Here is a 12,250-nt window from a genome sequence, read left to right on the forward strand (position 1 = left end):
CTCTGGGGCGCCGGTTCGCAGGATGACAGTGAAGGTCCGGGCGTCCTCAGTCGCCGGCGCCCTCTGTCTTCGCCTTCTGTCGCAGACGGATGTTCAATTCCTTGAGCTGCTGCCCGCTGACCTCGCCCGGCGCATCGGTCATCAGGCAAGCGGCGCTCTGGGTCTTCGGGAAAGCGATCACTTCACGGATGGTGCGAGCCCCGCCCATCAACATGACCAGGCGGTCGAGCCCGAAGGCCAGGCCACCATGGGGCGGCGCGCCGTACTGCAGAGCATCGAGAAGGAAGCCGAACTTCTCGCGGGCCTCTTCCTCGCCGATGCCCAGCAGCTCGAGCACGCTCTGCTGCATGGCCTGATCGTGGATACGAATCGAACCGCCACCGAGCTCGGTGCCGTTGAGCACCATGTCGTAGGCACGGGACAGTGCCTCGGCGGGCTGCTGCTTGAGGGTCTCGACATCGCAGGATGGCGCGGTGAACGGATGGTGCAGCGCCTGCAGGCGACCGTTGTCATCCTCTTCGAACATCGGGAAGTCGACCACCCAGAGCGGCGACCACTCGGCGGTATAGAGATCCAGGTCCTCGCCCAGGCGCACGCGCAGGGCACCCAGTGCCTCGTTGACGATGCGCGCCTTGTCGGCACCGAAGAAGATGATATCGCCGTCTTCGGCGCCGACACGGTCCAGCAGCGGTTCGACCACGCCATCCATGAACTTGACGATGGGCGACTGCAGCCCCTCGATGCCGCTGGCACGGTCGTTGACCTTGATCCAGGCCAGGCCGCGAGCGCCATAGATGCCGACGAAGTTGGTGTAGTCGTCGATTTCCTTGCGCGACAGCGAGGCACCGCCCTTGACCTTGAGCGCCGCGACACGGCCGTCATCGGCATTGGCCGGCCCGGAGAAGACCTTGAAGTCGACATCCTTCATCAGGTCATCGACATCGACGAGTTCCAGCGGAATGCGCAGGTCCGGCTTGTCGGAACCGAAGCGCTGCATGGCCTCGGCATAGGGCATGCGCGGAAACTCGGGCAACTCGACGTCCAGTACCTCATGGAACAGCTGGCGAATCATCCCCTCGGTGATGGCCATGATGTCGTCTTCCTCGACGAAGGAGGCCTCGATATCGATCTGGGTGAATTCCGGCTGACGATCAGCGCGCAGGTCCTCGTCCCGGAAGCACTTGGCGATCTGGTAGTAGCGATCGAAGCCGGACACCATCAGCAACTGTTTGAACAGCTGAGGTGACTGCGGCAATGCAAAGAAACTGCCCGCATGGGTACGGCTGGGCACCAGGTAATCTCGGGCACCTTCCGGCGTTGCTCGGGTCAGGATCGGCGTCTCGATATCCAGGAAGCCCTGGTTCTCGAGATAGGCCCGCACAGTGTGCGAGATCCGAGAACGCAGGCGCAGTTTGTCGATCATGTCCGGACGGCGCAGATCGATGTAGCGATGCTTGAGGCGGACTTCCTCGCCGACCTTGCCATGCTCGTCGAGCTGGAAGGGAGGCGTCGCCGCGGTATTGAGCACTTCGACGTCCTTGGCCAGCACCTCGATCATGCCCGTCGGCATGTTGGGGTTCTGAGTGCCCTCCGGACGCAGGCGGATACGGCCGGCAATGCGCAGCACATATTCATTGCGAGCACGGTCGGCGTTGGCGAAGGCCTCGGCGGTATCGGGATCGACCACGACCTGGGCGATGCCGTCGCGGTCGCGCATGTCGAGAAAGATTACCCCACCGTGGTCACGGCGGCGATGCACCCAACCGCACAGGGTGACCGTCTGGTCCACCATGGTCTCGTTCAACTGGCCGCAATAATGGCTGCGCATGTCGTATCCTGTTTTTCGTGTTCCGTGAAAGTGTGAAACGGCAAGGGCGGCACGGCTCAGGCCGCCGTGCCGTCCTTGCTCGATGTCTCGGCGGTCTTGCCGCTCTCGTTGCCACCGGCCAGGTTCTTCTTGCTGCCGGTCTTGAAATCGGTCTCGTACCAGCCTCCACCGGCCAGGCGAAACCCCGCGGCGGACACCAGACGCCCGAGTTCGGCACGCTCGCAGGCCGGGCAGTCGGTCAGCGGGGCGGCACTGAGCTTCTGCAGTTTTTCCAGGCGATGGCCGCAGGCCTTGCACTCATATTCGTAGATGGGCATGGTCGTGATTCTCCCGGTAACGATGTCCCATTGACGGCGCGACGGTACAACGCGGCGCGGTCGCGATGATCGTACAGCGATATAGGGTCGGCCTGCGGATAATCCAAGCCTGACACGAAGGCCGCATATTATAGCCCGTTGAAGGCCTCGAGGCCCAGCCCCGGGGATGTCCCTGATCACCCGCCTCGCGCGAGGTCCCAGGCACTTCGACGAGTGCCCCGGTCGCTGTCGCTCCGTCACTCACCCATTCACCCCAGACGCAAGGATTCCGCCATGCACGCCGTCATTCTCGATGCCGCCAGCCTCGGCCCGGATGTCGACCTTTCGCCGATCGAGAAACGGGTCACGCGACTCACGCGTCACGACTTCACAACCGCCGACGAGGCCGTCGACCGACTGGCCGAGGCCGATGTGGCCATCGTCAACAAAGTGAAGCTGAGCGCCGAGACCCTGGAAGCGTTGCCTCGATTGCGCCTGATCTGCGTACTGGCTACCGGCACCAACAACATCGACATGACGGCCGCCGAGCGCCTCGGCATTCCCGTACGCAACGTGACTGCCTACGGCACCGCCAGCGTGGCCCAGCACAGTCTGATGATGATCCTCGCCCTCGCCGCCCGGCTGCCGCGCTATCAGAATGATGTCGCCCAGGGGCACTGGAACACGAGCCCCTTCTTCTGCCTGCTGGAACACCGTACCCTCCAGCTCGAAGACAAGCACCTGGTCATCGTCGGCCAGGGAGAACTCGGCAATCGGGTGGGAAAACTGGCCGAGGCCATCGGCATGAGAGTGAGCTTCGCTGCCCGGCCGGGCAGCCGAGCGGATGACGACCACCGGCCGAGCCTCGACGAATTGGCCCCGATGGCCGATGTGGTCAGTCTCCACTGTCCATTGACAGAGGCCACTCGCCACCTGGTCGATGCCGCAATGCTCGCGCGGCTCAAGCCTGCCGCATTGCTGGTCAACTGTGCCCGAGGCGGCATCATCGATGAAGCGGCTGCGCTGGACTCACTGCGCGACAATCGCCTGGGCGGCCTGGGTGTCGATGTATTGCCCGAAGAGCCGCCGGTAAATGGTCACCTCTTGCTGGATGCCCTCGAGGAACCCCTGAACCTGATCGTGACACCGCACAACGCCTGGATCACTCCCGAGGCCCGCCAACGCATCGTCGAGCTGACGGCGAAAAATCTTGAATCTTGAACGTTGCCTCCAGGGCCTGTCTGGATTCATGGGACAGAAAACCAGGCCTGCCCTGTCCGACAGTTAGCGTGCATCGGAGTATCGATTTGAGGGCCGGAAAAGAGATAACGGTATAAAATCGATACGATCACCGTGTACAACTTGCGCGCCTTCTCTCGGGCTTGGATACTCATGTCCCATGAATGTCTTCCTCAACACCTGACAGGAAATCCGGACGTCGGCATGCTGCATAATTTCGGCTCGATCAACCTCGACCACTTCTATCGCGTTCCCCACCTGGTTCGCCCCGGGGAAACCCTCGCCGGCCATGACTATCGTGTCGGCCTGGGAGGCAAGGGAGCCAACCAGTCGTTGGCCATGGCCCGCGCAGGCGGCCGGGTGCAACACTGGGGGCGCCTCGGCCGGCATGACGCCTGGGCCAAGGAGCTGCTGGAGCAAGCAGGCGTCGACACCGATACCATCGCGCTGGTCGATGAACCCGGCGGCCATGCCATCATTCAGGTCGACGACCAGGGCGAGAATGCCATCCTCCTCTTTCCCGGTGCCAACCATGGTTTCGATGAAACGACGCTCGACGAACTGATCGAGGCCACCGATCCGGGAGACTGGCTACTCGCCCAGAATGAGTGCAACGCCCTGGCAATGGCTCTCGAGCGCGCCCATGCCAGGGGCCTGCATATCGCCTTCAACCCGGCACCGATGACCGAGGACGTGGCGGCCCTGCCCCTGGAGCTCTGTCAATTGTTGTTCGTCAACCGCGGCGAAGCCGAGGCACTGACGGGGCTTGCGGAAGGCACCGCGGCCGATGCATTGCTCGAGGCCCTTTCCGCCCGACTGCCCGCCACGGAAACGGTGTTGACCCTGGGTGGCGACGGCGCCTGGTATCAACATGGCGCGACGCGACTCTTCCAGCCGCCCCTGCCGGTCACCCCCCGCGACACCACGGCCGCGGGCGACACCTTCATCGGCTATTATCTCGCCGCCCGACAGGCCGGGATGCCGGCCGCAACCTGTCTCGAGCGCGCCGCCACCGCCGCCGCCATCGGCGTTCAGCGTCTCGGCGCCACCGAGAGCATCCCAGAGCTCGACGAGGTAGAAGCCAGGCTTGGCCAGGACACCTAACCCCAGACAAGGAGATTTCATGGCACACCCAATCATCTTCGATACCGATCCGGGCGTGGACGATGCCCAGGCGATCGCCATCGCCCTGGCGCACCCGGACATCGAGCTGCTGGGCATGACCACGACCTACGGCAATGTGGATGTCGCCACCGCGACCCACAATGCCCTGCTGCTGGCCGAACTGGCCGACCAGGTGATTCCCGTGGCTCAGGGAGCCGCCGCCCCGATGGTCAAGCCCCGTCACCCGGCTCCGGCCCACATCCATGGTGCCAATGGCCTGGGAGACATCGAGCTGCCGGACGTCCGAGGACAGGCCGAGCCGCGCAGCGCCGCGCAGTTCATCGTCGATACCGTCAACGCACGGCCCGGCGAGGTCTCGCTGGTCGCTGTCGGTCCGCTCGGCAACCTGGCCGCCGCTCTACAACTCGACCCCGCCCTGATCGATAAGGTGAAGCAGGTGGTGGTAATGGGCGGTTCGGTCCAGGAAGGCGGCAATGTCACGCCCGTGGCCGAGGCCAATATCTTCAACGATTCCCACGCCGCCGCCCGGGTACTGACCGCCGGCTGGCCACTGGTCATGGTAGGCCTCGATGTGACGCATCGTTGCGTTCTCACGCCGGCTCACATGGCCCGCATAGAAGCCGGCCAGGGCAGGCTCGGGAAAGTGCTGGCCGGCAGCTATGCCTTCTACCGCGACTTCTACCAGGAGATGCTCGGCATCGACGGCTGCTGCCCCCACGACAGCTGCGCCCTGGCCTGGCTGGTACGCCCCGACCTCTTCACCACACAACGCGGCCATCTCAATGTGGCCACCGAAGGTGACGCCGAGGGTCAGACGATCTTCGCGCCGGAAAACCGGGCCTTCATCGAACCACGCTGGTCACGGACGCCGTTGGCCGACGTCTGTCTCGGCGTCGATGGCGACGCCGTCGTGGAATGGATCACCGATACCCTCGCTTGAGGCCACTCAGCCGGTCGTGAAGGCATCCGGTTCATGCGCCTCCACGTCCTCCATCTCGACATGGGTCACCCGAGCATCGGGTGGCCCCGACCATAGCCACTCGCCGAGTTCCCGCACCGCCTCGACGCGCCCGCACATCAACACCTCGACGCGCCCGTCGGGCAGGTTGCGCGCATGACCGGTCACCCCGGCCTGCAATGCCTTTTCCTGGGTCGCGCGCCGATACCAGACGCCCTGGACCTTGCCGGTCACCAGGGCTCGCACGCAGCGTCTCTCCATGTCGGCCTCCTCCCGCATCGTCATCGTCGCCCATGGCGATGAACCGCTTCTTCCTCGAAAGACTACCCTTTAAGATGACACAAGGTGATCGCCCGGCCAAAAGCCATCGCGACACCAGGCCCGTCCTATCCGGACGGCACCCGTACAACAACCATCCTCACAAGGGAGTCTCCCTCATGTCGGTCTTCTCTCACCCCGAGTTCGACCATCACCAGCGCATCGTCTTCGGCAGCGATGCCGAGAGCGGCCTGAAGGCCATCATCGCCGTCCACGATACGCGACGCGGCCCTGCCCTGGGTGGCCTGCGCATTTTCCCCTACGCCAGTGACGAGGAGGCCTTGACCGATGTATTGCGCCTGTCGCGCGGCATGACCTACAAGTCGGCGCTGGCCGACCTGCCGCTGGGCGGCGGCAAGGCGGTGATCATCGCCGACCCCCGGCGTGACAAGACGCCGGCATTGCTGCGCGCCATGGGGCGTCTGGTCGATTCGATGAACGGCGACTACATCACCGCCGAGGACTCCGGCTCGAGCGAAGCTGACATGCGGATCATCGCGGACATCACAGAACACGTCGGTGGTCTCGGCCAGGATGGCGCCTCCGGCGACCCCTCGCCCTTCACCGCCAGAGGTGTCTTCTGCGCCATGCGCAGCGCCGTGCGTCATGGTCTGGGACGGGATGATATGGATGGCCTGCGTGTGGCTATCCAGGGGGTCGGCCATGTCGGCGCCCACTTGGCACGATTGCTTCACGAGGCCGGGGCTCGACTCGTCATGACCGATGTCGACCGTGACGCCCTGGAACGACTTGCCGAATCTCTGGGTGCGGAAACTACCACACCTGACGGCATCATCGATGCCGATGTCGACGTCTTTGCGCCCTGCGCCATGGGAGCGGCCCTGTCGACCTCAGTCGTCGAGCGCCTCAAGGCGCAAGTCATATGCGGCGCGGCCAATAACCAACTGGCCAGCCCGGAGATCGCCGGTCTGCTGAAGGCGCGCAATATCCTCTATACCCCGGATTACGTTGCCAATGCTGGTGGCGTTATCGAGATCGCCTGGCAACGACGCCGCGATTACCGACGGGAGGATGTCATGTCGCACATCGCCGGCATCGAGAGCACCCTGGACGAGATCTTCGACCGTGCCCGACGCGAACGGAACGATCCCGCCGGCGTCGCGGACGCTCTGGCCCGGGAGCGCTTCCGCGACTGAGGCAGGTCGACCCGCCCGGGCATCAGCCGGATTCTTCGGTCGTCGACTCGGGCGAGGTGTCGCCACGGGAGGCGTTGCCGTCGTCAGCGGCGTCAGGATTCGCCTCCTTCTTGCGGGCTCGCGGCCAGGCCGGCATCTTCAAACGCTTGCCTGACCGCTCGGGCTCCTCGTCGAGCAGCTCATGCCTGACCAGGACGGCACTGTTGCGTGGCACGACCTCGCGCCCTTTGGCCACCAGGTGACATTTAGTAAAAGCGGCACCAAACAGCAGGATCAAGGAGGAGTAATAGACCCACAGCAACACCACCACCACCGAGCCGGCCGCACCATACGCCGACGCCGTGGCCGTGTAGGCCAGATAGACGGCAATGGCCGTACGCCCGACGGCAAACAGCACGGCGGTGACGATCGCCCCCACCAGAACATCGCGCCAGCGCAGCACCACATCGGGCAGTACCTTGAAGATGGTCGCGAACAGCGCCGACACCAGGGCCAGCGACACCAGAAATTCCGCCCCATTGGTCAGAAAACCGACGAAGGGCAGCAATCCATCGGCCGCCTTCAGCATCGCCTTGACCAGCACGCCAAGGGCCAGCGATACCAGCAGGATGAAGCCGATCGACAACACCACGGTCAGCGACAGCATCCGATTCTTGATGAAGATCCACAGGCTGTTGGTACTGGGGCGCGCCGCAACCCCCCAGAGCGTATTCAGCGAGAACTGCATCTGGCCGAATACCGTGGTCGCCCCGACCACCAGGGCACCGACGCCGAGCAGCGTCGGCAGGATGCCGGACTCCTGGATGCGCGACTGTGAGACGGCATTCTGCACGAGCTCGGCGGCACTCGCTCCCATGGTGCCCTCGAGCTGGGCGACGATCTGCCCCTGAGCCGCCTCTTCTCCCAGCACCAGGCCGATCACGGTGACCGCGATGATGACCGTCGGCGCCAACGAGAAAAGCGTATAGAACGCCAGTGAACCGGCATAGCTGAAGGCATTGCGCTCCAGCCAGAGCTTCACCGCATTACGCACCACGGTCCACCAGAATCGCACGACATCACGGATCGGTGTCCAGACGGCCTTCAGGCTTTGCTTGATCACGGCAGTTCCTCACATTCCCTTGCTGAAGTGACAGCATACCGAAGCCTGTCAATGAGGTGCAGGGGCAAATCCAGCGGATCCGGCAGCAGAACCCTCTCGGAAACAGGGCTATCGGAAACGGAAAATTGCGTGCCCGAGAGGGGGCCACCATAATGGGGCTTTGCCCGCCCGGAGCGATGTCATGACCGCGCTGCCAGACGCCGAACACCCCAATCGCGATTTCGACTGTCTGGTCTTCATCGGCCGCTTTCAACCGACCCATCTCGGCCACCTGGCGGTCATCCATCAAGCCCTCAAGCGCGCCCGACAAGTCATCGTCCTGATCGGCTCCGCCTGGCAGGCCCGCTCGCTGCGCAACCCCTGGCGCTTCGACGAGCGTCGTCGCATGCTGCGCAGTGCCTTCGACGACGAAGACAACGAACGCCTCGAGATCGTGCCGTTGCTCGACGCCCTCTACAACAATGATGTCTGGGTACGCGACGTCCAGCGCAAGGTCCGCGACATCGCGTCGCCCCACCATGCCCGACTGCCCCGCATCGGCCTGATCGGTGCCAGCCGTGGCCAATCGAGCTACTATCTGTCGCTCTTCCCACAGTGGGAGTCGGTCAGCGTGCCCATGGTCGAAGGCATCTCGGCCAGCCAGATCCGTGAACGGCTGTTCCGCTCCCCCGTCGCCGCCGCCGACTATGCCAGTGCCGGCGCCTCCCACGACCTGCCACCCGGTGTAGTCGACGGCATCAAGCGCTTCCTCGAGACCGATGCCTATGAGCAACTGGTCGAAGAGCAGGGCCTGTTGGATCAATATCGACAAGCCTGGGCACAAGCGCCCTACCCGCCGATTTTCGTCACCGTCAATGCCGTGGTCGTACAATCCGGTCACATCCTGCTGGTCAAGCGTACCGCGGCCCCCGGCAAGGGGCTATACGCCCTGCCCGGCGGCTTCATCAACCCGCAGGAACGCCTGCTGGATGCCTGTCTGCGCGAACTCCGCGAACGGGTGCGACTCAAGGTACCGGAGCCTGTGCTGAAGGGCTCGCTACGCGGCCAGCGACTGTTCGACGAACCCCATCGAAGCTGGCGTGGCCGCACCCTGGCCGAGGCCTTCTACTTTGCCCTGCGCCCCGACCAGCAACTGCCTCGCCTGAAGCCGGTCAAGGGCGGCGACCATGCCCGCTGGGTCCCGCTCGCCGATCTCGAGCCGGATGGGCTCTTCGAGGATCACTTCTTTATCATCCAGAACTTTCTCGGCCTGCCCGCCGATTTCAGCAGCACCTGAAGCGTATTATAAGCTGTTATTCTTCCTTATCGGCGCCAAGGTTGGGAGCCCCCAGGTCACTTTCTAGCTCCCAAGCATCATCTCTTCGTTCTTCCGCGACCCTATTTGCTGCAGCATTGGCATTGATACAGTTGTCATCCTCCATTGCCTCGGCAATGTCCTTTTTACATTCTTCCAGAACGGATTCGCGCTCTTGCGGATTTTCCATATAAAAGTCGACATTCTTGGCTTCAGCCTCACAACCGGCCAGCGCTACGGCGCACAACACAATGCTGACTCGTTTAATCATCGTCTCGTCCTTGACAGTTGCAGTTTCCCTTTAAACCGAAATAAAGCTAATTGATTTACACAACCCTGTAAATGCGCATGAGACGGGCTTAGGCCTGGAGAAAGTCCCTCGGCAACTTCATCATCTGCCGCCAGAGCTTCTCCACCCCCGGCTTGTGCACCAGCGAGCAGCGATACAGGCGAATTTCCAGAGGCACGTCGTTCTTCTCGTCGCCCGCCCGTACCAGCCGCCCGTCATTGAGCTCCTGACGAATGCAGAAGTCCGGGATCCAGGCCATGCCGACTCCCTGCATGACCATCCCCTTGAGCCCTTCGGCCATGGCGGTCTCGTAGACGGTCCGCAGACGCATGCGCAAGGGATCGTTCTTCAACAGCATGCGCACGCTGCGCCCCAGGAAGGCGCCCTGCGTATAGGAGAGGTAGGGAATCGCCTCGCCGCTGTCCAGCGAGAAGCGAGGCCGACCGCGAGTATCCGGCAGGCAGACCGGCAGCATCTTGACCTGACCGATGGAAAAGGAAGGAAAGACCTCGGCATCCAGCTGCATGCTGGCATAGGGATCATAATACGCCAGCATCAGATCGCAGTTGCCTTCGCGAAGGACATGGATGGCATCGCCCACGTTCATGGCCACCAGCCGGGTCGGCAACTCGCCCACGCCCTTCTGCAACCGAGAGATCCATTGCGGATAGAAGCTCAGCGCCAGGGAGTGCGCGGCCACGATGTCCAGTGCCTCGTTGGCGATGGAAAGCCCCCGCAGATGCCCGAGACTCTCGCTGAGCTGCTCGACCATGTTGCGTGCCGTGACCAGAAACAGCTGCCCTTCCGGCGTGAGATCCACGGGCGTGGTGGACCGGTCGACCAGCGTGACCCCCACCGCCTGCTCCAGGGAACGAATCCGCCGACTGAAGGCCGGCTGAGTGACATGGCGCTGACGCGCCGAGGCGGAAAAGCTGCGGGTATTGGCCAGGGCAACGAAGTCTTCCAGCCACTTGGTCTCGAGGTTCACCACGACTCCCGGTCATAGATGCATGGACGACTCGCTCCCGGAGTCGATCGATACGCTCGGCGTGAGCGTAATTTACCGCAGCTAACCACTCATCCCAAGCGCATCACTGCACCGGAGAGAGAAGATAAGCGGCTCGAGACAGCAGCTTGCGCCATATCCCCCGAGACTCGATCTCCTCTAGCGTGACCTCCCGACAGACCGAGAAGTCACGTACCAGCATCTCGTGGACATCGGCGGCGAACTGCCGGTCCGGTACCACGGCGGTGATCTCGAAATTGAGCCTGAAGGAGCGGTTATCCAGATTCACGGTGCCGACGCTGGCCGCCACGTCATCGACCAGAATGACCTTCTGGTGCAGAAAACCCGGCTGGTAGCGATAGACTTTCACCCCGGCACGCAACATGTCCGGCAGGAAGGAGAACGCCGAAAGAAAGACCAAGAGATGATCCGGACGTTCCGGCATCATGATGCGAACATCCACCCCCCGCATGGCCGCCAATCGCAGGGCATCCTGGACACTGTGGTCCGGCACGAAATACGGACTGGTCACCCAGAGCCGCTCATGGGCACTATGAATGGCATGCTGTACCAGCAAGCTGGCCGTTTCCTGCGTGTCAGCGGGCCCGGAGGGAACGATGACCACGTTCTGACTCTCTTCACAGGTGACCTGCGGCGTCCAGGCCAGGCTGATCACTTCTCCCGTCGCCCAGTGCCAGTCTTCCCAGAAAGCCTCCTGAAGCCCCAGCACGCTAGGCCCCACCAGGCGCAGATGGGTATCCCGCCAATGCCCGTGCCTGGGGTTCTGCCCCAGATACTCGATACCGACATTGAAGCCGCCGACCCAGCCCTCGCGGCCGTCGACCACCAGGATCTTGCGGTGATTGCGGAAATTCAACTGGAACCGATGGCGCAGCCCCCGGGAGGAATGAAAAGCGCTGACCGCCACACCAGCCTCGTGAAGGTCACGCAAGTAACGTTCCGGCAGCTTGTGGCAGCCAATCTCATCGTAGAGAAAATAGACGCGCACGTCCCTTTCGGCGGCATCTTGCAGTCGCTGCTTGAGCTGGTGCCCCAATGCATCGTCGCGGACGATGAAGAACTGCACGAGGATATAGTGCTCGGCTCGTTCGATCCCCGCGAACAGGCTCTCGAAGGTCGCCTCGCCGTCCACCAGCAGCTCGGTGCGATTGCCGCTGGTCAGCGGCATCATCGCCAGCTTTTCCACGGCCAGGACGTCGGCTTCCCTGGCCCCGACCAGATAGGGCTCGACCAGATTGCGATAACGCGCCAGCACCCGGCGCAATACGGAGTCCCGCTCGCCGCGCGCCGATACGTAGCCATAGAACCGGGGCCTGCCGAACACCCAGTAGGCCGGCACCGCCAGGTAGGGGACGGTCACCAGCGAAATGATCCAGGCGATGGCGCCCTGGGAGGTGCGACTGGACATCAAGGCCTGCACCGCCGACAGGATGCCGAGCATATGGGTCGCCAGAATCAGCATGCCGAACAGCCAGGAAGCCATGGGGTCGCAGCCTTTTGGGTGGAGTAACGACGACAGTCAACGATCGACAACGAGCCATAGCATACGCGTCACGACGCCGGCCCCGCCAGCAGGCGGGGCCGGCGTGGCAAAAGCCCCCTCTTCGACCTGTCCCC

The 12,250-nt window shown here is 63.2% G+C and carries 12 protein-coding genes; 5 read left to right on the forward strand and 7 right to left on the reverse strand.

Features of this window, described 5'->3' with window-relative positions:
* Window positions 1-46: 46 nt before the first annotated feature.
* Entirely contained in the window at window positions 47-1,828 is a 1,782-nt protein-coding gene (gene aspS, locus RSO41_RS03625) for an aspartate--tRNA ligase (protein WP_315617712.1), read from the reverse strand.
* Between the two features lie 56 nt (window positions 1,829-1,884).
* Window positions 1,885-2,145 carry an FmdB family zinc ribbon protein gene (locus tag RSO41_RS03630; protein ID WP_041602489.1) on the reverse strand — a complete coding sequence of 87 codons (261 nt, stop codon included), beginning with the start codon at window positions 2,143-2,145 and terminating at the stop codon, window positions 1,885-1,887.
* Between the two features lie 273 nt (window positions 2,146-2,418).
* On the opposite strand from RSO41_RS03630, the gene RSO41_RS03635 reads away from it, so the two are divergent.
* The 3 genes from RSO41_RS03635 (at window position 2,419) to RSO41_RS03645 (ending at window position 5,428) form a co-directional block, all read left to right on the forward strand.
* Complete coding sequence (locus tag RSO41_RS03635; protein WP_315617713.1) at window positions 2,419-3,345, forward strand: D-2-hydroxyacid dehydrogenase; 927 nt, start codon at window positions 2,419-2,421, stop codon at window positions 3,343-3,345.
* A 222-nt stretch (window positions 3,346-3,567) separates the two neighbouring features.
* A complete protein-coding gene (locus RSO41_RS03640; RefSeq protein WP_315617714.1) occupies window positions 3,568-4,467 on the forward strand; it encodes a ribokinase in 900 nt (299 codons plus the stop codon).
* A 19-nt stretch (window positions 4,468-4,486) separates the two neighbouring features.
* On the forward strand, window positions 4,487-5,428 hold the full coding sequence (locus RSO41_RS03645) for a nucleoside hydrolase (RefSeq protein WP_315617715.1): 942 nt from the start codon (window positions 4,487-4,489) through the stop codon (window positions 5,426-5,428).
* A gap of 6 nt (window positions 5,429-5,434) precedes the next feature.
* Here the strand turns inward: RSO41_RS03645 and RSO41_RS03650 are convergent, their stop codons facing one another.
* Entirely contained in the window at window positions 5,435-5,707 is a 273-nt protein-coding gene (locus RSO41_RS03650; RefSeq protein ID WP_315617716.1) for an acylphosphatase, read from the reverse strand.
* A gap of 176 nt (window positions 5,708-5,883) precedes the next feature.
* On the opposite strand from RSO41_RS03650, the gene RSO41_RS03655 reads away from it, so the two are divergent.
* Complete coding sequence (locus tag RSO41_RS03655) at window positions 5,884-6,921, forward strand: Glu/Leu/Phe/Val family dehydrogenase (RefSeq protein ID WP_315617717.1); 1,038 nt, start codon at window positions 5,884-5,886, stop codon at window positions 6,919-6,921.
* A 22-nt stretch (window positions 6,922-6,943) separates the two neighbouring features.
* On the opposite strand, the gene RSO41_RS03660 is transcribed toward RSO41_RS03655, so the two are convergent.
* Entirely contained in the window at window positions 6,944-8,023 is a 1,080-nt protein-coding gene (locus RSO41_RS03660; protein WP_315617718.1) for a YihY/virulence factor BrkB family protein, read from the reverse strand.
* 181 nt (window positions 8,024-8,204) lie between these two features.
* On the opposite strand from RSO41_RS03660, the gene RSO41_RS03665 reads away from it, so the two are divergent.
* Window positions 8,205-9,299, forward strand: a complete 1,095-nt coding sequence (locus RSO41_RS03665; RefSeq protein ID WP_315617719.1) for a bifunctional nicotinamide-nucleotide adenylyltransferase/Nudix hydroxylase — start codon at window positions 8,205-8,207, stop codon at window positions 9,297-9,299.
* A 16-nt stretch (window positions 9,300-9,315) separates the two neighbouring features.
* On the opposite strand, the gene RSO41_RS03670 is transcribed toward RSO41_RS03665, so the two are convergent.
* The 3 genes from RSO41_RS03670 to cls all read right to left on the reverse strand — a co-directional run bounded on the left by RSO41_RS03670 (window position 9,316) and on the right by cls (window position 12,116).
* Entirely contained in the window at window positions 9,316-9,588 is a 273-nt protein-coding gene (locus RSO41_RS03670; RefSeq protein WP_315617720.1) for an EexN family lipoprotein, read from the reverse strand.
* Between the two features lie 88 nt (window positions 9,589-9,676).
* Entirely contained in the window at window positions 9,677-10,594 is a 918-nt protein-coding gene (locus RSO41_RS03675; RefSeq protein WP_275287606.1) for a LysR substrate-binding domain-containing protein, read from the reverse strand.
* Between the two features lie 103 nt (window positions 10,595-10,697).
* Window positions 10,698-12,116, reverse strand: a complete 1,419-nt coding sequence (gene cls, locus RSO41_RS03680; protein ID WP_315617721.1) for a cardiolipin synthase — start codon at window positions 12,114-12,116, stop codon at window positions 10,698-10,700.
* Between the last annotated feature and the right edge of the window lie 134 nt (window positions 12,117-12,250).

Source organism: Halomonas sp. I1 (genome assembly GCF_032334135.1).
Classification (GTDB): Bacteria; Pseudomonadota; Gammaproteobacteria; order Pseudomonadales; family Halomonadaceae; genus Halomonas.

Excerpts from the sequence above, each read along its gene's own strand:
- aspS (WP_315617712.1), bottom strand. The coding sequence starts at position 1,828 with ATGCGCAGCCATTATTGCGGCCAGTTGAACGAGACCATGGTGGACCAG.
- RSO41_RS03630 (WP_041602489.1), bottom strand. The coding sequence starts at position 2,145 with ATGCCCATCTACGAATATGAGTGCAAGGCCTGCGGCCATCGCCTGGAA.
- RSO41_RS03635 (WP_315617713.1), top strand. The coding sequence starts at position 2,419 with ATGCACGCCGTCATTCTCGATGCCGCCAGCCTCGGCCCGGATGTCGAC.
- RSO41_RS03640 (WP_315617714.1), top strand. The coding sequence starts at position 3,568 with ATGCTGCATAATTTCGGCTCGATCAACCTCGACCACTTCTATCGCGTT.
- RSO41_RS03645 (WP_315617715.1), top strand. The coding sequence starts at position 4,487 with ATGGCACACCCAATCATCTTCGATACCGATCCGGGCGTGGACGATGCC.
- RSO41_RS03650 (WP_315617716.1), bottom strand. The coding sequence starts at position 5,707 with ATGGAGAGACGCTGCGTGCGAGCCCTGGTGACCGGCAAGGTCCAGGGC.
- RSO41_RS03655 (WP_315617717.1), top strand. The coding sequence starts at position 5,884 with ATGTCGGTCTTCTCTCACCCCGAGTTCGACCATCACCAGCGCATCGTC.
- RSO41_RS03665 (WP_315617719.1), top strand. The coding sequence starts at position 8,205 with ATGACCGCGCTGCCAGACGCCGAACACCCCAATCGCGATTTCGACTGT.
- RSO41_RS03670 (WP_315617720.1), bottom strand. The coding sequence starts at position 9,588 with ATGATTAAACGAGTCAGCATTGTGTTGTGCGCCGTAGCGCTGGCCGGT.
- cls (WP_315617721.1), bottom strand. The coding sequence starts at position 12,116 with ATGGCTTCCTGGCTGTTCGGCATGCTGATTCTGGCGACCCATATGCTC.